This is a genomic window from Micromonospora sp. NPDC049900 (assembly GCF_044461025.1).
GTDB lineage: Bacteria > Actinomycetota > Actinomycetes > Mycobacteriales > Micromonosporaceae > Micromonospora.
The window spans coordinates 1-23,217 of the sequence record NZ_JBITKM010000006.1 but is presented as its reverse complement, the minus strand read 5'-3'; the positions used below and the strand labels follow the sequence as shown (position 1 = coordinate 23,217).

The 23,217-nt window shown below is 71.2% G+C and carries 16 protein-coding genes and 1 pseudogene; 5 read left to right on the top strand and 12 right to left on the bottom strand.

Translation table 11 applies throughout. The annotated features are described in order from the left end of the window. Positions 1 to 259 precede the first annotated feature (259 nt). The 5 genes from ACIBMZ_RS15690 to ACIBMZ_RS15670 form a co-directional block, all read right to left on the bottom strand. Positions 260 to 679 carry an SgcJ/EcaC family oxidoreductase gene (locus ACIBMZ_RS15690; RefSeq protein WP_396694212.1) on the bottom strand — a complete coding sequence of 140 codons (420 nt, stop codon included), beginning with the start codon at positions 677 to 679 and terminating at the stop codon, positions 260 to 262. Between the two features lie 34 nt (positions 680 to 713). After that, positions 714 to 1,892, bottom strand: a complete 1,179-nt coding sequence (locus ACIBMZ_RS15685; protein ID WP_396694210.1) for an acyl-CoA dehydrogenase family protein — start codon at positions 1,890 to 1,892, stop codon at positions 714 to 716. Positions 1,893 to 2,031: 139 nt separating this feature from the next. Then, positions 2,032 to 2,817 carry a helix-turn-helix domain-containing protein gene (locus ACIBMZ_RS15680; RefSeq protein ID WP_396694208.1) on the bottom strand — a complete coding sequence of 262 codons (786 nt, stop codon included), beginning with the start codon at positions 2,815 to 2,817 and terminating at the stop codon, positions 2,032 to 2,034. Positions 2,818 to 3,652: 835 nt separating this feature from the next. Beyond that, complete coding sequence (locus tag ACIBMZ_RS15675) at positions 3,653 to 4,657, bottom strand: enediyne biosynthesis protein (RefSeq protein WP_396694206.1); 1,005 nt, start codon at positions 4,655 to 4,657, stop codon at positions 3,653 to 3,655. Beyond that, positions 4,654 to 6,615 (bottom strand): CRTAC1 family protein, encoded by a 1,962-nt coding sequence (locus ACIBMZ_RS15670; protein WP_396694791.1) that lies wholly within the window; start codon positions 6,613 to 6,615, stop codon positions 4,654 to 4,656. Before ACIBMZ_RS15670 ends, ACIBMZ_RS15675 begins: the two co-directional genes overlap by 4 nt. 979 nt (positions 6,616 to 7,594) lie before the next feature. Between ACIBMZ_RS15670 and ACIBMZ_RS15665 the strand changes: the two are divergent. Continuing rightward, positions 7,595 to 7,858: pseudogene (locus ACIBMZ_RS15665) on the top strand (helix-turn-helix domain-containing protein); the annotation flags it as partial. Between the two features lie 14 nt (positions 7,859 to 7,872). Here ACIBMZ_RS15665 and ACIBMZ_RS15660 read toward each other — a convergent pair. From ACIBMZ_RS15660 to ACIBMZ_RS15630, 7 genes are all read right to left on the bottom strand, one after another. Then, on the bottom strand, positions 7,873 to 8,025 hold the full coding sequence (locus tag ACIBMZ_RS15660; protein WP_396694812.1) for a hypothetical protein: 153 nt from the start codon (positions 8,023 to 8,025) through the stop codon (positions 7,873 to 7,875). 342 nt (positions 8,026 to 8,367) lie between these two features. Further along, on the bottom strand, positions 8,368 to 9,735 hold the full coding sequence (locus tag ACIBMZ_RS15655) for a cytochrome P450 (protein ID WP_396694204.1): 1,368 nt from the start codon (positions 9,733 to 9,735) through the stop codon (positions 8,368 to 8,370). Further along, positions 9,732 to 10,259, bottom strand: coding sequence for a flavin reductase family protein (locus tag ACIBMZ_RS15650; protein ID WP_396694202.1), 528 nt, complete (start codon positions 10,257 to 10,259; stop codon positions 9,732 to 9,734). Before ACIBMZ_RS15650 ends, ACIBMZ_RS15655 begins: the two co-directional genes overlap by 4 nt. Beyond that, positions 10,256 to 10,696 (bottom strand): acyl-CoA thioesterase, encoded by a 441-nt coding sequence (locus tag ACIBMZ_RS15645; protein WP_396694200.1) that lies wholly within the window; start codon positions 10,694 to 10,696, stop codon positions 10,256 to 10,258. The genes ACIBMZ_RS15650 and ACIBMZ_RS15645 overlap by 4 nt, the downstream gene beginning before the upstream one ends. After that, complete coding sequence (locus tag ACIBMZ_RS15640) at positions 10,696 to 16,491, bottom strand: type I polyketide synthase (protein WP_396694198.1); 5,796 nt, start codon at positions 16,489 to 16,491, stop codon at positions 10,696 to 10,698. The genes ACIBMZ_RS15645 and ACIBMZ_RS15640 overlap by 1 nt, the downstream gene beginning before the upstream one ends. Positions 16,492 to 16,533: 42 nt before the next feature. Next, positions 16,534 to 17,520 (bottom strand): DUF1702 family protein, encoded by a 987-nt coding sequence (locus tag ACIBMZ_RS15635; protein WP_396694196.1) that lies wholly within the window; start codon positions 17,518 to 17,520, stop codon positions 16,534 to 16,536. A 101-nt stretch (positions 17,521 to 17,621) separates the two neighbouring features. Next, the gene (locus ACIBMZ_RS15630; RefSeq protein ID WP_396694194.1) at positions 17,622 to 18,623 is read right to left on the bottom strand and encodes a DUF1702 family protein; all 1,002 of its coding nucleotides are present in this window, start codon (positions 18,621 to 18,623) and stop codon (positions 17,622 to 17,624) included. Positions 18,624 to 18,935: 312 nt separating this feature from the next. Here ACIBMZ_RS15630 and ACIBMZ_RS15625 point away from each other — a divergent pair, with 312 nt between their 5' ends. From ACIBMZ_RS15625 to ACIBMZ_RS15610, 4 genes are read left to right on the top strand one after another with little or no spacing between them, the layout of a single operon-like run. Continuing rightward, a complete protein-coding gene (locus ACIBMZ_RS15625; RefSeq protein WP_396694192.1) occupies positions 18,936 to 19,766 on the top strand; it encodes a TIGR03084 family metal-binding protein in 831 nt (276 codons plus the stop codon). Then, positions 19,766 to 20,332: a DUF5987 family protein gene (locus tag ACIBMZ_RS15620; protein WP_396694190.1), complete on the top strand. Its 567-nt coding sequence runs from the start codon at positions 19,766 to 19,768 to the stop codon at positions 20,330 to 20,332. The genes ACIBMZ_RS15625 and ACIBMZ_RS15620 overlap by 1 nt, the downstream gene beginning before the upstream one ends. Continuing rightward, positions 20,329 to 21,966 carry a GMC family oxidoreductase N-terminal domain-containing protein gene (locus ACIBMZ_RS15615; RefSeq protein WP_396694188.1) on the top strand — a complete coding sequence of 546 codons (1,638 nt, stop codon included), beginning with the start codon at positions 20,329 to 20,331 and terminating at the stop codon, positions 21,964 to 21,966. The genes ACIBMZ_RS15620 and ACIBMZ_RS15615 overlap by 4 nt, the downstream gene beginning before the upstream one ends. A 28-nt stretch (positions 21,967 to 21,994) precedes the next feature. Further along, positions 21,995 to 23,053, top strand: a complete 1,059-nt coding sequence (locus ACIBMZ_RS15610; RefSeq protein ID WP_396694186.1) for a carboxymuconolactone decarboxylase family protein — start codon at positions 21,995 to 21,997, stop codon at positions 23,051 to 23,053. Positions 23,054 to 23,217: the final 164 nt, after the last annotated feature.

Genomic DNA, 23,217 nt, shown 5'->3' with positions numbered 1-23,217 from the left:
GTGCGGTCGGGCACACCCGGATGCGCATCGTCGAAGGTGAATACCGTAGATCGATGTAATGCAATTGGGTTACGCCCTGCTGGTAGTAGATGACTGGTGCTGGCAGGTGCACGAGGGGGCGGGCGGGACAGCCGCCCCCTTACGCTGTGCCCGCCCGGGTCGGCACCGCGCCCACTGTTCGGAGGGCTGCGGGAACGACACACGGCCACCGCGCGCCCCGGTCGTCCGAGGTCAGCGCGGTGGCCGTGGTGACAGCAGGTTAGGCGCCGCCGGGGCTGTTCTGGTACGCGGCGAGGCGCCAGGCGCCGTCCCGCCGGACCATCAGCCAACAGGCCCGGATCGCCCGCTCGGGCGCGACCGCGTCGTCGCCGGGCAGAAGGACCCCGCCCTCGGTGAGCACGACCGCGACCTCCGCGCTGAGAAAGCGGACGTCGATGGGCTGGCCGGTGACGCTCGTGCCCCGGTAGGGCCCGGCGAAGGCGTCGCGCATGTAGGCGACGATGGCGTCACGGCCCTTGAGGTAGAGGTTCGGCAGGATCATGGTGCCGTCCTCGGCGAAGACCGCGCCGAAGGCGTCGGCGTCGTGCTGGGCCCACGCCGCCACGATGCGGCCCGGGAGCGCGGCGACGCCGGCCTGGTCGACCGGGCTGGGCCGGAAGCTGGCACTGGTTGCGGACACGATGGTGCTCCTCAGGATCGGGACCGGGATCCGGTCAGACGTACATGCTGTTCGGTTCGAGTCCGCTGAGCAGACGACCGTGCAGCTCGGCGTTGGTGTCGGGGTGCATCAGCGCGTGCAGGCCGAGTGCCTGGATGTCGCGCTGGATGCGTTGAACGGGTACGTCGAGATAGACGGAGGACCCGCCGCTGGCGTCGGCGAGCAGAGCGACCGCCTCCCGGGCGCGCTCGACGGCCGCACCCATGTCGGCACGGGCGAGCACCCGCTCACGCGTCGTCCAGGTCTCCTGCTCGGCAGCCTTGCGGTCGACGGTGGCGGCCAGGCGGTGGGCGTGGAACTCGGCCTCGTCGATTCGGGTGGCCGCGTCGGCGAGTCGCAGGTGGGTGATCGGCGCCTCGCGCTGGCTCGCGTAGTCGGTGTAGGTGATCTTGCGATCTCCGAGACGCTGGACGAACGACTCCAGCGCTCCCTTCGCCAGTCCGAGCGCGACCCCGACCGAGGAAGCGGCGGCCACCGGCAGCAGCGGCGCCTGGTAGATCCGGCTGGTCCGGTTGGCCCGCGAGGCACCCTGGCCCTGCAGCACCGCGCCCAGTGGGAGGTACCGGTCCGCAGGCACGAAGAGGTCCTGGGCGACGGTGCTGACGCTGCCGGTGCCCCGCAGTCCCGCGCTGTGCCAGTCGTCGACGATGAACAGTTCGCCGGTGGGCACCAACGCGATGACCGGCATCGGCTCGGCTTGCGGGGCGAGCAGGACGGCGATGACGACCTGCCAGGCGCTGTGTCGGGCGCCGGTGATAAAGCCCCACTTGCCGTTCACCACGATGCCCCCCTCGGCGAGAGTCGCCGTGGCGCTGGGGCTCAACGTCCCACAGATCAGCGAGTCCGGGCCGGTGAAGACGGCGTTCTGGACGTGGTCCGGGAAGTGGGACGCCATCCAGGTGGGGATCCAGTAGACCGAGGCGGTCCAGGCGGCCGACCCGTCGCCCCGGGCCAGTTCGGTGGCGACGTCGACGAGGGTACGGGTGTCGGACTCGTAGCCGCCGAAGCGCAACGGAGTCCGCAGCCGGAACATGCCGGCACCGGCCAACGCGGCGATGGACTCGTCATGCAGTCGACGGTGCTCCTCGTGCCACGCGGCGAAGCCCCGCAACGTCGGCGCGAGGTCGGCCGCGCGTCGCACCAGTTCGGCCCGACCGGCGGGATCGTTGTTCACATATGCCTCCCATGGACATTCGGCTCGACTGAGCCGCGACGACACACCCGCCGTCGCGCGACGCGATCGCCACGTCGACGGCGGGCGACACTGAGATCGGCCGCAACACCGGGCGCAGACCGCCCGGCCGAGCTTGTGCTCAGGCAGCGCGGGCGACACCGGTCCAGCGCGCCTGGCGGACGGTGGCGACGGTGCGGATGTCGGGCAGCGCCACCAGCATCGGCGGATCACACAGACGTGCCGGCCGGAGCCGCACGACGAGATCGACGGACTGCTGCGGGCCGACCCGGAAGGGTCCGTGGCAGCCGAACATGGCGGCCGGGTCGGGCAGCGAGCCGCCGCCTCCGTCCGGCACGGTGCCGAGGCCGTGGCAGAGCAGGTACCACATACCCTCCGGAACGCCGTCCAGCGTGAAGCGGCCGGGGCCGGTCAGGGCCACGCAGCTCACCGGACGCCCCTCCGGGATCCGACTCTTGAACAGCCCCATGAACACCGCGTCGAGCGGTGTCGAGGAGTGGCCCGAGACGACGCCCGAGACGACGCCGTCGGCCGGGACGGCACCGTCCGGCTCGGCCCGCACGATCGACCGCAGAACTCCCCCGCGCCGGCGGTACTCGGTGGGTGAGAGCCCGACGCTGCGGGTGAATCGCGAACTGAAGGTGCCGACGCTGTTGTATCCCACGTGCACGCTGATGTCGGCGACGTTCATCGTCGTCGACAGCAGCAACGACTTCGCGCGCTGCAGGCGCAGCGCCGACAGGAACCGGCCCGGCGACACGCCGGTCACGCGCTGGAACACCCGGGTGTAGTGGAACTTGCTGAACATGGCGGCGCGCGCCATATCGTCCACGGTCAACTGCTCACCGAGATTGTCCCGCATCAACGCGATCGACCGCTCGACCGCATCAACGAAATGGCTGCTCACTACGCCTCCCCTGCCACGGCAGGCCTTTGGCGACGGTTTGTGGGGACGAAAAGAAATTGCGCCCCGGAACGCGTCACCGCCGGCAGTCAGCCGGGCGCACGTTCGAAAGAGTGCTCCGCACCGGCCACAAATCTCGGCGCTGGTGCAATGCAATTGGAGCTGGACCGACTTCTGCCCTTCTCACCGGCCGCCGCCGGCTTCGCGGCCCGTCCGGCCGCCGACCGGATCAGCCGCCGCCTCGCCTGCGACCCGATCGAGAGGGGCAGTCGCCGTATGTCGAACGCCCACATTGACAGCTGACATCATCCGCTTCCCTTGAAATCGGCACGCCCTGAGCCTGCGATTGCGGTAATCCTCGCGTTGCGGAGAAGAACCAGGCATCTTGAAAAGTGCGGTCAATTCCGCACGCTCGAAGAAGCGCCAGGTGTCGCAACTCACGTGAACGAAGGCCGGCGCAGAAAGGGAAACGACCCGCTACCGTCACAACGCGTCATGGAGCAGGCCACGTTTCCGAGGGGTCGCTGATGTTAAGCCCACTGCGGCTCGTGACGGACCTGTTAACAGGATGCGCGGCTGGTCGGCCTGACGCGCACGGGATGTGACGCACCGTGCGGGCGGAGTGGGGTGCCCTCCGGACGCTGCACGCGTACGGGATATCCACGTACGGTGACCATCGGCGCGCGGGACGTGCACGGAGACGAACATCCCATTAGACAGCACACGAACGTCGATCGCCACCGTCGGCCGCCGCGTACTCCTCGCCGCGCCGAGCTGCGGGGTCAGCACGTGCCCGGGTCCGGCCGGGACGGCATCCGTCGCCCCGGCCGGCCTCCCCTCACCTACGTGACGGCTCCGGCGGGCGACCCGCGTCGACCGGCCCGCCCTCCTGCGGTCGGCGCAGCCAGGCGACCCACCACATGAGTCCCCGCACGAGACAGACGAAGGTCAGTGCGAAGAACGTCGTGTACACGACGTTGAGGGCGATCAGGATTCCGTAGACGGCGGCCACCCCGGATCCGAACGCGAACTGGTTCCAACCCCTGGTCGGCGTGGTCCCCGGGTCCGTGATCATGTAATTGGTGAACAGGACGAACGCCACTCCGGTCATCGGCACCAACGCCCCCCACAACGCCACGTCCAGCGTCCAGTGCCGGACCAGCGCCTGGATCACGAAGCCGCCGACCCAGCCCAGGATGAGTGGGACCTTCTTGGTCAGCATCGCGTTCAGGACGGTGCCGGAGGTGATGATGACCAGTGGCACGACGATGCTGATCACGTCCGGAACGTGTTCGGTGAAATGGTACGGCGGCGCGACGTTGACCCAGGGGAACATCAGCAGGGCAACGGTGATGCCGAGGTTGGACGGATTCATGAAGTGCCGCATCCGCCCGTTGACCGGCGCCCGGAGCACGGCCTTCTGGCCGATGGCCACGACCACCGCGAACGCGATCGGCCAGAACCGGTCGTTGGCGTACAACAACATGTTCACGGCGAGAGCGGTGATGTGGGTCGGCAGCAGGAACTCGAACATGCCTCGGGCGCCACGCCCGGCGAATTCCGGCGAACGACGGTACGCGGCAGCCGTGATCAGCTCGATCCCGATCTCCGCCGCATAGCCGATCAGCAACGCGAAGATCGGCCACGCCCAGGGCTGCTCGAAGCCGAGGACCGTGTAGCCGAGGATGTTGAACACGGTCATCGAGATGGCGAAGTTCCGCAACGCGAGGTAGCGGGGGTCCTTCGCCGCCGACCCGGTCTCCTTCGGCACCGGTGGAGGGTCGCCACCGACGCGCGCGGGAACGGCTGATCGGTCGGTGCGGTGGATGGACGGGGCGCTCATGACGCCTTCACCTCCCTGACCTGGTCGGTCAGCATCAGGCTGTGCCAACCGCGGGTCATCTGCTGCGTCCGGGTGTGCCGCACACCGTCGAGGTCGCGCCAGGCGAGTTCGACCGAGACGGGCTGGTCGCCGATCTCACCGAGCCCGAACACCACGTCGAAGCTGCGCTTGCCGGAGTGGCCGCCGCCGCCGTCGAGCTGGGCCAGCCGGACACGTCCGTCCGGCGTACGGACCCGCACCTGGGCGTTGTAGGCCGGCGTACCGATCGCGTCCGGTGAGCTGGCGGGCCGGTACAGCCGCAGGCCCAGGAAGTCACCGAGACTGTCGGCGGTGTTGCGGTAGAAGCTCGGCCGGCCCCACTGACGAGCCACGGCGAAGTCCTGACTGCCGTTGCCGTCGACATCGGCGACCGCGACACCACGACTCGGCGTGTCGTCGGTCATGCCGAGTTCCCGGGCCAGATCGGCGTAGCGCCCGTTGCCCTCCGGCGTCCAGAAGGCGATCGGCTGGGAGCCGGCGATGTCGTCGCCCGGCCGCGAGTTCGGCCACATCTGGGGGTTGCGCAACATGAGGTCGTTGGCCATGGCCAGCTCCTGTAGCCAGGCCCACCGGTTCAGGGTGCCCCGGATGAAGCCGTTGGTCTGCACGATCTCGACCTCGCCGTCGTTGTCGAAGTCCGCCATCTTGGTGTCCCAGCCCCAGCCCGACCAGGCGAGATTGCGCTCGGCCGCCTCGTTGACGTACGGCGCTCGTCCGGCACGCAGCATCTCGCCGGCCGACTCCGGGCTCGACGCGATGTTGCGCCAGACGAAGGTGCTCTCCTCGAGCCCCCAGGACGTGGTGATGTTGCTGACGAAGGCGTCGAAACGCCCGCTGCCGTGCAGGTCGCCGAACTCGATCGACATACCCTTGAACGAGTCGTGACCGAGGACCAGTGACTTCGGCGTGAACGCGTCCCGCTTGCCCTCGACCAGCTCGAAGCGGATCCTGCCGGGCTCCGAACGGTTGTGGAACAGGCGGTCGTTGCCGAAGTCGTTGGCGAGGTACAGCTCCGGCAGCAGGTCGCCGTCCAGGTCGGCCGAGGCCGCACCGAGGGTCCATCCGCTGGCCACCGCCGGTGCGATCGCGGCCTGTTCGGTGTAGGTGACCGAGGGCTCGTCGCCGCCCTGGGCCGCGGTTCGGCGCAGGATGTGCGCACCGCCGGCGTTGCGGGCCCGGGACATCGAGTGGTTCATCTGCATCCCGGCACGCCCGTCCGGATCGAGCACCTGGGAGTCGGGGAAGTAGTTGAACACGCCGATGTCGGCGTGTCCGTCACCGTCGAAGTCCGCGATGGCCACGGCGTTGGTGTTCCAGAGCTTGCCGTCGTACACCCCGTCACCACGGTCCCGGGTGGGCACCAGCTCGGTCGGCCGGAAACGCTCCGCGACGAGTGGTGCCCGGCCGCCACGGTTCATGAAGAGCACCGGGGTGCGGCCCCAGTAGTAGACGAGCAGGTCGGTCCAGCCGTCCTCGTTGAAGTCCCCGGGCACGCAGCCCATCGGCGCCATCGCACGGTGGGTGGGCAGCGGGTCCGGGGTCAGGACGAACGGCTGGTACACGTTTGCGCTGCCCGGTGCCGGAGTGATGATCACGCTGTCACTGCGGGTGTCCACCAGGCACATGTCGTTGGGCACGCCGCCGCCGTCGAGGTCGTTGATGGCGACCGCGGCGCCGACCGACGACACCCAGGACCGGATGTGCTGGTACTCGGGGTTGACCGTCCGGACGCTGCGCTCCGGCAGCCCGTCCGGCAGGATGATCGGTAGTTCGGTGAAGTCGAACCGCTCCGCCAGGCGCGCGCGTTCGGTCGGCGATGCCAGTGGCAGCCGCGCCACGAGGTAGGTGGCGATCACCAGGACGATGACCGTGAGTACGGGAATGAGCCGGCGTAGAACGCCGACCGGGTGCGATACCAACAGCTCCCCCTCGAAGGTAGGCAGCGTCGTCACGACAACGTCGCGTGCCGCGCTGGAATGTGTCGGCCCGGGGCATTCGACGGTCGATCCGCCTCACCTCTCCTGAGCGTCCGCCGTTATGCGTAGCCGCCGACCGGTGACGAGAGCTGCCACAGGGCCCGAAGGATCCGTCGAGGTTTCCGTTCCCCCGCGAATACGACGTGGCCACGAATGTGTCGACCTGGTGACGACAACCGCATCATCGGAGTGGCCCCGAACCACCAACATCATGGCCGACGCGCGTGATGCAGTTCTTCTCGCACGTTGCGGTGGCGACCAGTCCGGGCGTGACGGGCCTCGACACGTTTCCGAATGACCGCATCCGCATCCGCGTCCGCGATCCGCCCACCGCGGCTGCCGGTGAGCGGTGGCATGTCGTGGCCGGTCGATGGCAGGCTCGCCCTCGGGTAGGATTCGCCGATTAACCGCGGCGGTTCCGCTCGTTCACGTACCGCCGGTCTGGGCGACGGCCGCACTGAGCCACGTCCACAGCATTTGTCGGATTCCCGGTTAATTTGCTCTTTCGCCCGCTATGTCATGCCGATTGCGGCTCCCGTCCCGCCGGGACTCCAAACCCGCGCACCGACACCCCGATCACGGAGCGTGGTTAAGAGACAACACTCCGACCGCACGGGTGCGGCCAGGTCCCCGCACTCCAGAGGCCATGCGAGCGTCCACTTGCGACGCTTTTGGCAGCACCTCTCCGGAAACTGCATTTAGTGCCACTATCTGTTACTCGCCGTAACGCATTCGAGCGCACCGCCACAACCGCAGAAAATCGGCAGTTGCCCATTCGAATGGCGAGCGATAGCATCTAAGTTCCACAAGACGCCAATAAATATAGAAAACCCGAAAGAATACACCATGCACTTACGATTAGGGGCGGCGAACGACCACGCACGCTCCAGACAGACATTCGACCGGCTCCCCGGGTGATCTGATGCTGGTGGACGAAATAGCCGTCCGACGCGCGTTGTGGACCATGCGTGAGAGACTGGGAGAGCCGCTGACAATCGACGAGATAGCCAGCGCGGCGATGTTCAGCAGATTCCATTTCTCGCGCCTGTTCCGCAGAATGACGGGAATTTCGCCCGGCCGGTTTCTGGCCGCGATCCGCATTCAGGAGGCCAAGCGGCTGCTCGCCAGCACGTCGATGACCGTGGCGAGCATCAGCACCACCGTCGGGTACACGAGCCTCGGAACCTTCAGCACGCGATTTCATCGCAGCGTCGGAGTGTCACCCATGGCGTACCGACGGCGGTTCCTCGATCCCCTGCCACCGATCGGACAGGGCGGGTCGCCGCCGGGCAGCGCCGTGGTCAGCGGGGAGGTCAGCACCTTCTGCCCGCGCTTCACCAGACCGATCTTCATCGGGCTCTTCCCGGACGCCATCGCCGAGGGCCCCCCGGTGAGCTGGGCCATCCTGAGCCGCCCGGGACCCTACCGACTCACCGAGGTCAGCGCCGGCGACTGGTACCTCGTCGCGCACTCGCTGGGAAGAGGCCCGTGCCCGCCCGACGGCGAGCATCCGACCGACCACGCCGGGGTGGCCCGGTACGGACCGCTCCGGGTCACCGACGGTGGTCACCTGTCGGGCACGACGGTGCTCGTCCGTCCGCACCGTGACCTCGACCCGCCGGCCCTGCTCTCCCTGCTCGACCTGCCTCCCGAGACGGTACTCAGGTTCCGACGCGGGCAGGAGGGCGACCGTCGTCAGTCGACCGCGTCCACCGCACGCACCAGCATCGGCAACCCGCCGCGGATCCTCAACGACAGCATCGGCTCCGCGACGACCTGGTGTCCGGGTGCCGTCGACAGCCGGAACTCCCGAGCGATCATCGCCAGCACGAACACCGCCTCCATCAGACCGAGGTTGCTGCCGACGCAGATGCGCGGACCTGCACCGAAGGGGATGTAGGCGTACCGGGGACGGTCCGGCGCCCTGGCCGGGTCGAACCGCTCCGGGTCGAACCGCTCCGGCCGTGTCCAGAACTCCCGGTGCCGGTGCAGGGTGTACGGCAGGACGACCACGTCGGCCCCGGCCGGCACCGCATACCCGCCCACCACGTCGGCGCCCGTGGCGATCCGGGGCAGCAGCCAGACCGGCGGGTGCAACCGCATCGCCTCCTTGACCACCATCGTGGTGTAGCGCAACCGATGCAGATCCTCGTAACCGGGTAACCGCCCGCCCAGCACCGTCTGTGCCTCCTCCCGCAACCGGTGCCGCACCGCCGGTTCCCGATCGACGCGGTACAGCGTCCAACCGAGGGTGCTGGCGGTGGTCTCGTGACCGGCCAACAACAGCGTGACCAGTTCGTCGCGGAGCCGACCGCGGGCCACCCGGGGATCGGTCTCGGCACGCGTGGACACGATGAGGCGTGAGAGCACGTCGTCCCGACCGTCGGTGGACTCGGCCCGGGCCGCCACCAACTGGTCCACCACCCGTTGCAACTCGCGGCGGGCCCGCCGGAAGCGCATCTGGCGGGGCAACGGCAACCAGGCGGGCACCATTCCCAACGTGGCCAGTTCGAACATGGCCTGGTCCTGGACCGCAGCGAACTCCTCGCCGACGGTCCCGAACGGACTGAGGTCGGCATCGAGCAGGGTACGGCCCAGCACGCCCAGGGTGAGACCGGTGAACTCGGTGACCACGTCCACCGGGACCCCGCCCACGCACTGCCGAAGCCGGTGAACAAGTCTCTGCGCCTCGGCCGCGATGAGACCGGCGTGGTGGGCCAGCCGACGCGGATGGAACACCGGCTGGATCACCTTGCGCTGCTTGCGCCACAGCTCGCCCTCGCTGGTCAGCAGGCCGTCGCCGAGCGCCCGCCGGGCGTGCACCAGGCCGATGCCCTTCTGGTAGTTGCCCGCGTTGTCGGCCAGTACGTGCTGCGCGTGGTCCGGATGGTTGAACACGTGCAGGCTCTTGTGGCCCACCGGTATCCGCACCGCGTCGCCGTACCGCTGCACCGAATCGCTGATCATCCCCAGTCGATCGCGGGTCATCACCGCCAGCATCCGCAGTGCCGCTCGCCGAGGTGGTCCCGGCGGTGCCGCCGGCCGTCGTTCCCGTGCCGTCATGCCCGTGTCCTCCGCTCGTGGTCCGTCGTGCCCAACACCCCGTCGTGGAACAGCAGAGCGCCGGTGGTCGCGCGCCGGACGGCGGTACGCAGCCGGCCCACCACGATCGTGTGGTCGCCGCCGTCGTAGTGCCGCCACGGCTCGCACTCGAACCACGCCAGGGCGTCGGCGATCAGCGGTACTCCGCTGCGCGCCCCCGGCACGGTCGGGATCCCCGCGAACTCGCCGGGACCCACCGGACGCCGGGGATCGGCGAAGAACCGCGCGATGCCGGCATGACCGGCCGCCAACACCGAGAGGCCGAAGCCCGAGGCGTCCTCCAGCAGGGTGTGCGTCACCGTGGACCGACCGACGCAGACGAGCACCAGCGGCGGGTCCAGGGAGACCGACGTGAAGGAGTTCACCGTCATCCCGTGCGGGTGCATACCGCCCACCGTCAGCACGGTCACACCGGTGGCGAAGCTGCCCAGCACCCGCCGCAGCTCACGACCGGTGGGAAGGGAGCCGTCCGGGCGGCCCGTCACGATGCCTCCGCCCGGACGTACGGTGCCAGCGCCTGGGCCAGTGCCTCCGGCACCCGGGTGGGTGCGGTGCGGTTGTTCGGACCTCGCATACAGGCCACCCGCTGCGCCCCCCGCGCCACCAGCCGCTCGCCGTCGGAGCCGGCGAGACGCAGGTAGTCGAACCCGAACTCCACCTGGGTCTGCGCCAGCTCGACCAGTCGCATCCGGACGCAGACCTCGTCCAGGGCGGCCAGTTCGGCGAAGAACTCGCAGTCCACCCGCAGGGTGAACAGCTTGAGATCCACCCGCAGGTCGTCGAGCACCTCGGGGGCGCGCTCGCGCAGGAACAACTCCCGACATCGGCCCTGCCATCGCAGGTAATGCACGTAGTACACGTTGCCGACGAGGTTGGTCTCCTCGAACCCGACCACGTGCCGGTACTCGAAGTAGCGGGACATCAGCCCTCCCGGGTCAATAGGCCGAACACCACCGGCTCGGACACGTCCCGCAGCGCCGTCACGAACGTCGCCACGGTGATCGCCCCCGCGCTGAGCACGACCCAACCGGGCCGCGCAGCAGGACGGACCGTCAGCGTTCCCACCAGCGGTTCGCCCGCCTTCTGTAGACATTCCATGGCCACCCAGACACGCGTGGCCGCCACGTCCCGGTCATCGCCGCCGTCCGGACCGGTCAACAGCGGCAGCAGCTCCGCGTGCGCGCCGAGCAGCCCACGCCACTCCACCGGCGTACGGGGCACCACCGCCTCCACGTCGCAGGCCGTCGTCTGGCCCGCCACCGTGCACACCGTCACACCTGCGCCGTGCGCGAAGGAGACCTCTCTACCGCCGTCGATCTCCGGCCGACCGTCGGCGCGGTACCGCACCGGCCGTCTCCGCCCGACGGCGCGGGCCAACGCCCGGGCCGACCGGGACCGGCGGATCGCGATCCGGTCGCCGGTGTCCCCCGACCCCGCGTCGTCGGGTTCGACCCCCACCGCGATCTCGGCGCCGGTCAGTTCACCGACCACCCGTTGCAGGAACGGCCCGAGCAGCGGCGCGAGCCACGGGCCGCGCCCGTCACCCTGGCGTACCGCCCGTAGGCTCAGCCCCTCCCACCGTTCGACCGCCACACCGTCGGCGGTACGCAGCACCACGTCATAGACGTAGGTGTCGCCGTCGCGGGACCGCTCGACCGCCTGGTACCGGTAGGGTCCCGGTCCGCTGACGCCCGGCGACACCCAGACTCGCGCGACACCGGTCGGCAGGAGGGTGGCGTGCGGTACGCACACCTGGATGCCGTGCATCATCGCGTCCCGGATGCCGGGGTCGCCCAGCAGCAGGGCGGGGGGATGGAAGGCGGCGAACCAGTCGTGTTCGGCGGGCAGCAGGTCGGCGTCGACCTCGCGGGCCGCGACGTGGTGGTACCGCGCCACGCGCTGGAACCGGTGGCCCTGGAACAGGAGGTCGCCGTAGAGTTCCGTCGCCGGACGCAGGGGCACCTCCGGCACGTCCGCCGGCACCGGCCGGGGCGGGCCGTCGGGCACGGCGAGTTCCTCGTACCGCAGGCGGGCCCGGAAGTGTTCGGCCCCGAACCGCGTCTCGCTGCTGTGGACGGCCACCTGCACCACTCCGGGCGCGGTGGCGACCGCCGCGACACGGATGCGGGTCGCTCCGTCCTGCGTCACGACGATCGGGCGGAGGAACTGCGCGTCCTCCACCAGCGGCGTCGAGGGCCGCCCGGTCAGGGCGTACGCGACCTGGGCCATCGCCTCCATGCCGAGTACCGCCGGGAACAACAGGTCACCGTCGAGGTGATGGTCCGGCAGGTAGAGGTCGCTGCCGATGCTCAGTTCCGCCTCGGTCACCAGCTCGACCCGGGGGTAGTGCACCAGCGGCCGTTCCAGGAACCGCAGCAACGGCAGTTCCACCTGCTCGTAGCGCACGGTGTCGATGCCGGAGGTGCGTCCGCTGATCACCACCACCGGCGGCACCTGCGGGTCGCTCACCAGCCGGCGCAGCAGTTCGACGCCCTGGGTGGGGGTGATCGGTGTGACGCCCTCGCGCGCCAGCGTGTCCACGACGGAGAGGCGCTCGCCCATCCCCACCCCGGACCACACCGACCACTCCAGGCAGACCGATCGACAGTTCGGGTGCCGCTGCCCGTACGACCGGGTCAGGTCGGCCAACCACTCGTTGGCGGTCGCGTAGTGGGCCTCACCGCGCAGACCGGCTCGGCCGATGATGCTGCCGAGGGTGACCAGCAGGCGCAGGTGGCCGGGGCCGACGGCGTCCAGCACCGTTCGTAGCCCGCCCACCTTGGCGGCGAAGGCGCGTCGCAGCGCCGCCGCGTCGAGGTTGCCCAGCGCCGCCGGTTCATTGGTGCCGGCGCCGTGCAGCACCGCGGTGACCGGACCGAACGTCCGGACGGCCTCGGCGACGGCGGCACTCACCTGTGCCGGTTGGGTGACGTCGGCCCGTACGTAGTGGGCGGCGACGCCGTGATGGGCCAGCCGCTCCAGGTTCGCCGCCAGCTCCGAGTCCGTCGCCGGGTCCGATCTGCCGAGCAGGGCGAGACGGGCACCGGTCTCCACGGCCAGGGCGAACGCGCACTCGGCCGTGATGCCCTTGCCGCCCCCGGTGACCAGCAGGACGTCCGACTCGTCGAGGGGCGCCGTGGTCCGCTCCGGTTGCAGGGGCATGGCCCGTAACGTCGGTACCCGCCGTGTCCCGTCGGGGTCGTAGTACGCCTCGACGTACCGTTCGGTCGCCCGCACCTCGCCGACGACGTGGTCGACCGCGTCGGCGGTGGCCGGGACATGAACGACCGTCACCCGTAACCGGGGATGTTCCATGCGCAGGGTCTTCGCCAGGCCCGCAGCGCCGCGATCGTGCTGGACGAGCACGAACCGGTCGACGCCGGCATCGGTCATCGCCTCCTGGGCACCGTGCAGCGCCCGGTCCAGGTCGGTCTCCGTACAGTCCGGCGGCAGGCAGACCAGGACACCGGATCCGGTACGCCCCGCCACGAGTCGGTCCAGGAGGGCTGCGGCGAAGGGATGGTCCGCCGGGGCGTGCAGTCGCCAGCCACCCGACTCGGGCGGGACGACCGGGCCCGGCAGCGGACTCGGATCCAGGACGACCGCCCAGGCCCGTGCCCAGCTCTCCGCGCCGAGGATCGGCGGGGCGGACACGGTGGCGGCGGTTCCCCCGGTCGCCTGTAGTTCCTCCAGTGCGGTCGCGAGTTCCCGCACCGAGGCCGCCGCGAAGTTCAGCGGCATGGTCACCGCCCCCAGGCCCATCCGCTCGGCCACCTCGTTGACGAGACGGCCGACGGTGATCGAGCTCAGGTGCAGGTCGTCCAGGAGCCGACTCTCCGCGCCCACCATCTCGAGGGGGAGTTCCGCGCGACTCGCGGCCAGTTGCCGAAGCAGATCGAGTGCAGCCGGCCCGGATCGGTCGACCGGCTCCGGCGGCGTCGCGGTCTGCGCAGGGCCGACCGGACCGAGCGCGTCGCCCTCGCCCCCTGCCACGGTCGCCACGGGCACCACCTCGCACGGGCTGGTCAGCACCGCCGCGGGCGCGGTGACGTCGATCGGGCGGGCCAGTCGATCGTCGAAGAGCGCGGCGGACATCCCGGCCGTACCGGCGACGTACGCCGCCCCGACCACCCGCAGCAGGCTCACCAGTGACTCGTCATCGGTGTCGAGTGACACCGAGGGGATGGCGCCGGTCTCGGCCGCGAGGCGGGACAGCACCCGTCCGGGCCCCACCTCCACGAAGAGATCGACCTCGTCGGCGGCCACCGTGACGGCCTGACTGAACCGCACCGGCTCGGTGATCTGTCGGCGGAGCAACGACGGCACGTCGGCGCCCGCCATCAGCGGCTCGCCGGTGACGGTGGAGACGACCCGCCGGCCGACCGGGCCGAGGCCGGCACCGTGCAGCGCGGCGGCGAACACGTCGGCGGCCGGCGCGACCAGTGGCGAGTGGAAGGCGTGGGAGACGGCGAGGGGGGTGGCGGCGATGCCGTCGGCGGTCGCCCGGCGACAGACCTCACGCACTGCGGCGACCTCGCCGGAGACGACCGTCTGCGTGGGGCCGTTGTACCCGCTGAGCACCACCGGCAGCCCGTCGACGAGACGGTCGACGATGGTCGGTGGGGCGGCGATGCCCGCCATGGATCCCGGCGCGCTGTGCCGTGCCATGGCCGCCCCCCGCACGGTGGCTATCCGCAGCAGCTCGGCCTCGTCCATCACACCGGCCCAGTGCAGTGCGGTCAGCTCGCCGAGGCTGTGCCCGACGGCCAGAGTGGCCTCGATGCCGAGCAGCGTCAGCGCGGACAGGCCGGCGAGCGAGCCGGTGACGATGCGCGGTTGGGCGTTCTCGGTGGCGACGGGATCGGCGTCACCCGGCTGCGCCGCCTGCCGGTAGATCGAGTCCACCACCGGGAACCTCCGCCGCAGCGCGCCACCGGCGCTACGCCGACCGGAACCCTGGCCGGGAAAGAGATAGCCGATGCGGCCCCGGCCGGCGACCCGGCCCAGGAACACCCGGCCCTCGTCGAACGGCGGCGACTCCTGGCCCCGGTCGAGCGCGTCCACCACCTGGCGGAGCCGGCGTTCGGCGTCCTCGGGGTCGACCACCACGACCGCGGCCCGGTAGGGCAGGTCGCGCAGCTCGTGTCGCAACGTCACGGCGAGGTCGGTCAACTGGGCGTACGTGGCGGCACCGGCGAACGCGGCGAGGTGCTCCGCGCGGTCCCGCAACGCCGCCCAGGAGACCCCGTCGAGTACCAGCAGTTCGGCGTCCTGGGCTCCGACGGCCAGCGTGGCGGCGCGCGGATCGAGCCCACCCGGCCGACGGGCCCGGGAGTTCTCCACCACGACGTGGGTGTTGATGCCGCCGAAGCCCATGGCCGTGACGCCGGCCCGCAGCGGGGCGCCGGCCGGCCAGGGCTCGGCGGCTCGCAGCACCCGCAGGGCGCGTGTGGTGCCGGTGAGCAGTTCATGGGGCTCGGGACAGCCGAGCGCCGGGGGCAGCACCTGGTGGTGCACCGCCAGGACCGCCTTGATCAGGCCGGCGACTCCGGCTGCGGCCTTGGTGTGCCCGATCATCGCCTTGATCGAGCTGATCACCGCGGGCGGCGCGGTGGGGTCGGCCGCCCGGCGGGCCTGGGACAGCGCGGACAGTTCGGTGTCGTCGCCGACCTGGGTACCGGTGCCGTGCCCCTCGAAGAGCGCCACCGTCTCCAGCCCGAACCCGGCCCGTGCGTACGCCCGTCGCAACGCCAGCCGGTAACCGCCGATCTCCGGCCGGGTGATGCCGCCACGACCGTCGGAGGAGATGCCCCACCCGGCCACCGTGGCGTAGATCCGGTGCCCGGCGCGCCGCGCGTCCGGCTCGCGCATCAACACGACCATGCCGCAGCCCTCGCCGGGCCAGAACCCGTTGGCGCCACGGTCGTACACCCGCATCTCACCGGTGGCGAGGGCACCCGTTCGGGCGAATCCGATGGTCTCGAGCGGGTCGATGGACAGGTCCACCCCACCGGCCACCATGACGTCCACGTCTCCGTCGACCAGGGATCGGCATGCCGTGGTCACCGAGAGCAGCGACGACGAGCAGGCGCCGTCCACCGTGTAGCCGCCGCCGCGCAGGTCGAAGTGGTTGCAGATGCGGCCGGCGATGGTGTTCGACAGGGCGCCGGCGAGCGTGTCCTCGTCGACGGGCGGGAAGGGGCGCTTGTAGTCGGCCTCGACACGGTCGAGGAAGTCCCGGACCCGATCCTCCGTCCAGGGCAGCTCGGACAGGACCGGGGCGAGGACCCGGCGCACGAACGGCCAGCGCAGTCGTAGCTGGTTGGCGCGGCTGAACTCGCCGGTCAGGCTGTTGCCGACCACGACACCGGTCCGCTCGGCGGGCAGTCCCGCGCCCATGGGGAAACCGGCGTCGGCCAGCGCGGCGGCGGCGACCTCCAGCGCCAACCAGTGGGTCAGGTCGGTGGACCGGTAGGTGCTGCCGGCCACCTTGAAGGCGACCCGGTCGAACTCCCAGTCCTGCAACACGGCGGCGTTGCGGGCATAGAAGCGGTCCGGCGTGGCCGGGTCGGCCGACCAGTAGTCGTCCAGACGCATCCGACCGTCGGGGAGCCGGCGGAAGGCGCGCCGGCCGGCGAGGCCGTTCTCCCACAACTCGGTCGGCGAGGACGCGTCCGGGTACCGGCAGGCCATTCCGACGATGGCGATCCTTGTCATGGTGGCGGTGTCTCCGATCTGGTCGCGGCCGCGACCGCAGTGCTAGCGGCTGTCCGCGACGTGATCGCGCTGGCCGACGACGAAGGTGTCCCGAATCCAGTTCCGCCAGATCTCGTACGTCGGTGGTTCGCCGGGCAGCGACAGGCCCGGCCGGACCCGGTCGGTGACGGCCGCCGCGCCGGCCGGTGAGAGGCCGCAGAACAGCCGGGTGGCCAACTCCACGTGCGGCACCACGAGCCCGGCGCGGACTCGGGCCGCCGCAGCGAACGCCGCGCCCTGGGCGAGGTGCGGACGGTACGTGGCGGCACGCCGCCACAACTCGCGTAGTTCGGCCCCGTCGGCACCGCCGGCGTAGGTGGCGGCCAACCCGACGCCGCTGTACAGGTCGGCCCGGCGGTGTTCGGCGAACCCTTCGATGAGCCGGCTGATCTGGACCACGTCGGTGCCACCGACGAACCAGAGGGCACGTCCGATCCCCTGGTCGATGACCCGGGTGGCGTACCCGGAGTCGTCGTCGACCGGCCACGGGAACCGGTCGTGCCGGTACTGCTCGATCACGTACTTGTGGGTGTGGAAGTACGCCTGGTGGAAGCCGTACCCGTCGAGCACGAGCCAACGCAGCAACGGGTCCGGTGCGTACAGCCGGGACCACCGCATCCGGGGCAGGCGGGCCATCGCCCAGCCGATGCCGACGTAGGCCATGTAGACGTGCGGGCTGCCGGCGCCGGCGAGGAACTGACGCACCAGCCCGCCACCGAACGGCAGGCCGTCGCGGACGGCCAGGGCCATCGCCGCGCCCTCGTAGGCGAAGCCACGGAACCGGGTCGGCACCCGTTCCAGCGCGGGCCCGACCTCGGCGACCCGGCGGGCCTCGGCCGCGTCGCCGTACCCTTCGAGGAAGGTCCGACCGATCGTTTCGAGCAGGTCGCGTGCCGGTTCGGACCGCGTGTGGAAGCCGCGCACGCTCATCTGCGTCTCGGCTGGGTCCGGCGTCAGGACGGCTCGGCGCAGCGAACCGATGAAAGCCACAGTTACCCCTCGTGTGGTCAGCGTCGACCGGACGGACCGGGTATGCCCTCGGTCCGCCTGCGCGACGTGGATGGCGGCGGGCCGTCGACCCGCCGGGATGGTCAGGACTCCGGTGCGACGGCCCCGTCGGTGGCCAGGCGCGAGCGGACCCGCTGGCGCCACACCTCGTACGGCGGTTCGGCACGCTCGGCCGAGAGACCGTCGACCGCGACCTCGTCGGCCAGTGCCGACGCGGCGTCGACCGACAGGCCGGTCAGCGCCGCGACGGTCTGCCCGGTGTGCGGCGGCACCGCACCGGAGAACGTCCGGGCCCGGGCCGCGAAGACCGCACCCTGCGCCAGGTGCGGCCGGTACCCACCGGCCTGCCGGCGCAGTGTCGCCAGCCCGGCCGGGTCGCAGCCGCCGGCGAAGACGGCCGCCAGGCCGGCGCCGGCCCAGAGGTCGGCCCGGCGTGCGACGGCGAAGCGTCCGATCGAGGTCGCCACGTCGTCGGGCCGAGCGCCGTGGACGAACCAGAGCGCACGGCCGACGCCCTGGTCCACGGCGCGCAGGAAGTAGTCCGGGGCTCCGGCCCACGGATACGGCCGGGGGCGTTCGCCCCTGCCCACCCACCGGTCGACGTCGAAGTAGGCCAGGTCGAAGCCGTATCCGTCGACGGCGAGCCAACTCATCGTCGGGTGGTACGGCAGGCCGGAGAGGTCCGGCAGGATCCGCCGCCAGGTCGCCCGGGGCAGCCGCGCCATGGCGAACCCGATGCCGATGTAGTTGAGGAACACGTGTGGTCGTCCCGGCCCGAGGAGCAGGTCGCGGGTACGACGGCTGCGGAACATCGACATCGCGTCGCGGACGGTGAACGCCATCGTGGCGCCCTCGTAGGCGAAGCCCCGTAGGTGGGGGTCGACCAGCGCGAGCCGCTGCTCGATCTCGTGCAGGTCACCCGAGTCGATGCCGCTCTCGAATCCACACACGACCGCCCGCGGGATCGCCTCCAGTGCTCGCGTCGTCGCGGACGCGGCGGCGGGGAAGCCCCGCGCGGCGAAGCTCACCTCCCGCCACGATGGAGCCAGGAGGTGACGACGTAGCGAACCGACGATGGTGGGCATGGCTCCCGCTCTCCTACCGAGGTCGACCGGTGACCGTCAGCTATCGACGGCCGTTCCATCGTGGGCCACCGCTGCGGGTGAATCTTCTTCCGCCGTGCCCAGTGCCCGCGTACGAGCAGGCCACGAGGAGTCCGGCGGCCGGTGGGCGAGACGACCTCGTCGCCGGGCAGGTGCGCACAGCGGGAGAGGACGACGTACCGCGCCGTGGGCAGGCTGAACCTCGCGCACTCCCCCGACGCCTCCGGCCGTACGTCAGCGTGACCACGGGGCCGGCGGGATGCACGGGGCCACGTCGACCAGCGAAGGGCCAAGATGGACAAGTCAAACGTGTTCGCCGACCTGGCGGACGACTGTGTGGAGTTCGACGAGCTGCTGGACACCCTGGGCCCCGACGACTGGGCTCGGCCGACCCCGGCGCCCGGCTGGGAGATCCGACACCAGGTCGCGCATCTCAGCGCGGTCTTCCGGATGGCGGCGGTGGCCGCCTCCGACGCCGAGGCGTTCCGTGCGCTCACGGCACGGCTCAGCGACGACTTCGACGCCAACGTGGCCGCCGCGTTGTCGCGCTACCTCGACGGCGGCACGGCGGCGCTGCGGGGGCGCTGGCGCGAGGAGTGGACCTTCGCGGTGGAGGCGCTCGCCGGGGTGCCGGCCGGGCACGTCGTGCCCTGGCTCGTGCGTCCGCTGCCCGCCCCGGTTCTGGCCGCCGCCGGGATGATGGAACTGTTCGCGCACGGTCAGGACGTCGCCGATGCGCTGGGCCGGGTGCCCGAGCGCACCGACCGGATCCGGCACGTCGTCGACTTCGCCGTCCGCACCTGGGACTTCGGCTACCACAGCCGGGGCCTGACGCCTCCGGGTGAAGGCTTCCGGTACGAACTGACCGCGCCCTCCGGCGAGTTCTGGGCACTCGGGCCGCAGGGCGCCGAACTCGTCCAGGGTTCCGCCGTCGACCTGTGTCTGCTGGTCACCCGGCGACGGCACCGTGACGACCTGGACCTGCGGGCGTCCGGCGCGGACGCCGAGCACTGGCTGGACATCGCCCAGGCCTATCGTGGGCCGGCGGGGCCGGGCCGCCGCCCGGGACAGTTCGCCTCGGTGCGGACGGCAGAGGCGCCGGACTGCCCCCGGCGGGACCGGTGATGGCCGCGACCACGCCGGCCGATCCGGCGACGACGGTGACGCTGGAGGCGTTCGCCGACACGATCGTCCCGGGTGTCAAGCGCTCACCCGACGACCGGGCGATCGCCGGTGTCGAGGACGATCCGGGCGCGGTGCAGGCGGGAGCGCTGGCGGTCCTCGCGCATCCCGCCCTGGGGCTCACCGAGGCGCTGGACGGGATGGCCGGTCTGCTCAACATGCACGCGCAGCAGCATGCACGGGTCGGGCGGTTCGCCCTGGACCCGGCCGTGCCGCCGTTCGTCGCCCTGGACTTCGACGCCCGCACCGCTCTGGTGCAGGAACTGACCGACCCGGCACATCCGGAGCGGGAGGTGTGGTTCGGCGTCGCCCTGTTCTGCACGATGGCCTTCGACAGTGCCCCACACCTGCCCACCGGCGAGGCGCTGGAACAGGGGCATCCCGGGCTGTCGCTGCTCGGTCTGCGCAGACCGGATCCGGACGGGTTCTGGCGTTTTCCGCACTTCTCCTACCAGCGGCGGCTGGCCTGCGTCCACCCGCACACCACGGCGACGGGAAGTCCGGCATGACCAGCATCGAGCAGACCGACGTCGTGATCGTCGGCAGCGGCTTCGGCGGCGCGATCCCGGCGTACCACCTCGCCGCCGGTGGCGCGCGGGTGGTGGTGCTGGAGCGGGGCCCGTGGCTCGCCAGCGAGGAGTTCCAGCACGACTTCCTCCTCGGCTCGTCGTACACCCGGATCTTCGACTTCACCGTCGGCGACGGGATGAGCGTGCTCGCCGGCAACTGCGTCGGCGGCGGCAGCGTCGTCTACTTCGCCACCATGCCGCGTGCCCCCCGGTTCGTCTTCGACCGCACCGGCGGTCTCGGGCGTCGGATGTGGCCGACCGCGATCAGTCGGGACACGTTGGACCCGTGGTACGACGTCGTCAGCGACGCGTTGCCGGTGACCGAGCAGTCCTGGGACGACGTGCCCTTCGCCGGTGGCCTCTTCGCCGCGGCCTGCGCTCGTGCCGGGCGCACCGCCAATCCCGTTCCCTCGGCGATCGACAAGCCGCGCTGCACCAACTGCAACTGGATGATGGCCGGGTGCCGGTTCGACGCCAAACGGTCACTGCTGCTCAACTATCTGCCTGCCGCGCTCGCCCACGGTGCGCGGATCCGGCCGCTGCACGAGGTGCAGCGGCTGACACGGACTCCGACCGGCGCCTACCGGGTCCACTACGACATCGTCGACGACGGCGACTACCGCCTCACCCAGGGTTCGGGTGTCATCGAGGCGAAGATCGTGGTGTTGGCGGCCGGTGCCGGGGCGACTCCGGTCATCCTGCAACGGTCGGCGGCAGCGCTGGGCGCCATGCCGGCGGCGGTGGGTCGCTACTTCTCCGGCAACGGCGAACGTCTGAACACCGCCGTGGTGGACGAGGAGCGGGCTCGCGACCTGCTCGGGCTCGACCGGGGCGACGGCACGGCGTACGAGGCGTACCAGATCGGCCGGGGCCCGTGTGTGGCCACCTGGGACCGGCTCGACGACTCACTGCCCGAGTACCGCCGGTTCTCCCTGGAGCAGTTGTACTTCCCACCCGGGCTGGGCACCGTCCTGGCCCAGGTGCCCGGTGCCACCGGCCCGAGCTGGTTCGGCCGGGAGAAGAAGGAGATGCTGCGCCGGTGGCGTTCCTGGCTGACCGTCTTCACCATGAGCGAGGACGACAACGAGGGGGTGTTCGGCGCGCCACCGCAACGAGGCAACGCCGAGCGGATGACCCAGCAGATGCTCGGCCGAGGTTCACTGCGGTACGACCCGACCGAGAACACGCTGCGTGGCTGGGCCGAGTCCGACGCCGAGGTGCGGGAGATCCTGGAACGCGACGGTCTGGCCCGGGTCAGGCCATGGACCAACGACCTGGTGGGCGCCTACACCGTGCATCCGCTGTCGTCCTGCCGGATGGGCGACGATCCGGAGACCTCTGCTCTGGACGACCGCCACGAGTTACGCGGTCATCCCGGCGTCTTCGTCACCGACGGCTCGGCGGTGCCTGGTGCGTTGACCGTCAATCCCGCTCTGACCATCGCCGCGTTGGCCGAGCGCGCCGTACCCGGGGTGGTGAGCGCAGCCCGGCAGCGGGGCGTCGCCGTGGTGTACGGTGCGCCCGGTCCCGACGGCGTCCGCACACCGGCGGTACCGCCGCCGCTGGCCGCGTGAGTGCGGTACGGCTGCCACGGGAGACATCATGGGAATCCTGTTCGCTCGGCTGACCAGCCGGATCACCCAACGCCACATCACACATCTGCGCCCTGTCGCGGCCCGGGGGGCGTCCCCGCTGGTGCGCCACGTCTATCGCCAGCTCGCCCGCGAGTTCGGGCTGTTCGCCCCGCCGGTGACCCTGCACGCCGCCGCACCACCGGTGCTGGCTGCCTGCTGGTTGATGCTGCGTGAGGCCCTGCTCGTCGACGGTCCGGCCGACCGGGGCACCAGGGAGGCGGTGGCGGCGGCGGTCTCTCTGGCCAATCGCTGTCCGTACTGCGTCCAGGTGCACGTGAGCGCGCTGCGGGGGCTGCTTCGGGGGCCGGACGCCACCGTGGTCGCCGACGACCGGCTCGGTGAGATGACCGAACCGAGGCTGCGGGACCTCGTGACCTTCTTCCGGCACGACGGCGTCGGCCCACCGGCGACCGCTGCCCGGCTGGACGCCGCCGAGCTGGCTCACCTGGTCGGCGTGGCGGTGCTGTTCCACTACCTCAACCGGATGGTGAACGTCTTCCTCGCGCCGTCGCCGTTGCCGGCCGTGCCGTCACCGGCCGCCGGTGCGGTCCGCTGGTCGGCCGCGGTCACGATGGGCCGGCTGGCTCGTCGCGGCGGCGTCCCGGGACAGCAGCTCCACCTGCTGCCACCGGCGTCGCCGCCGTCCGACCTGGCCTGGGCTCAGCCGGGCACGGCCCTGCACACGGCCTTCACCCGGGCCTACGCGGCCGTCGACGACGCCGCCGAGTCGGCGGTGCCCGCCTCCGTCCGTCGGCTGCTGCCCGAGTTGCTCGCCGGGCGACGGCCGGCCGGTCTGCCGGAGGTCGACGTGGCGGTGGACCGGCTCCCGGTACGGGACCGGCCGGCCGGTCGGCTCGCCCTGACCATCGCACTCTGCTCGTACCGGGTCACCGACTCGATGGTGGCGGGCTACCGGCGGTCCGACCCGGCCGACCGCCGTCTGCTGGAACTCGCCGCCTGGGCCAGCCTGAGCGCGGCCCGGGCGGCCGGGCCACGGCTACACGGGGCCTGGCGCGAGGCGGCCTGAGACGACGATGCCGTCGCTGACGGCACCACACGACTGTGGCGGGGCCGGGGCCCCGGCCGCCCCCCGCGGTTGGGGGGGCGGCCCCGCCCTGCCCCAGCGGGGCGGAGGGGCTACAGCCGCCCCCCCGGGGCGGGGAGCGGCGGTGCGTGAGCAATATATACACA

Excerpts from the sequence above, each read along its gene's own strand:
- ACIBMZ_RS15630 (WP_396694194.1), bottom strand. The coding sequence starts at position 18,623 with ATGCCCACCATCGTCGGTTCGCTACGTCGTCACCTCCTGGCTCCATCG.
- ACIBMZ_RS15615 (WP_396694188.1), top strand. The coding sequence starts at position 20,329 with ATGACCAGCATCGAGCAGACCGACGTCGTGATCGTCGGCAGCGGCTTC.
- ACIBMZ_RS15645 (WP_396694200.1), bottom strand. The coding sequence starts at position 10,696 with ATGTCCCGCTACTTCGAGTACCGGCACGTGGTCGGGTTCGAGGAGACC.
- ACIBMZ_RS15640 (WP_396694198.1), bottom strand. The coding sequence starts at position 16,491 with ATGACAAGGATCGCCATCGTCGGAATGGCCTGCCGGTACCCGGACGCG.
- ACIBMZ_RS15610 (WP_396694186.1), top strand. The coding sequence starts at position 21,995 with ATGGGAATCCTGTTCGCTCGGCTGACCAGCCGGATCACCCAACGCCAC.
- ACIBMZ_RS15675 (WP_396694206.1), bottom strand. The coding sequence starts at position 4,657 with ATGAGCGCCCCGTCCATCCACCGCACCGACCGATCAGCCGTTCCCGCG.
- ACIBMZ_RS15625 (WP_396694192.1), top strand. The coding sequence starts at position 18,936 with ATGGACAAGTCAAACGTGTTCGCCGACCTGGCGGACGACTGTGTGGAG.
- ACIBMZ_RS15655 (WP_396694204.1), bottom strand. The coding sequence starts at position 9,735 with ATGACGGCACGGGAACGACGGCCGGCGGCACCGCCGGGACCACCTCGG.
- ACIBMZ_RS15660 (WP_396694812.1), bottom strand. The coding sequence starts at position 8,025 with ATGAAGATCGGTCTGGTGAAGCGCGGGCAGAAGGTGCTGACCTCCCCG.
- ACIBMZ_RS15620 (WP_396694190.1), top strand. The coding sequence starts at position 19,766 with ATGGCCGCGACCACGCCGGCCGATCCGGCGACGACGGTGACGCTGGAG.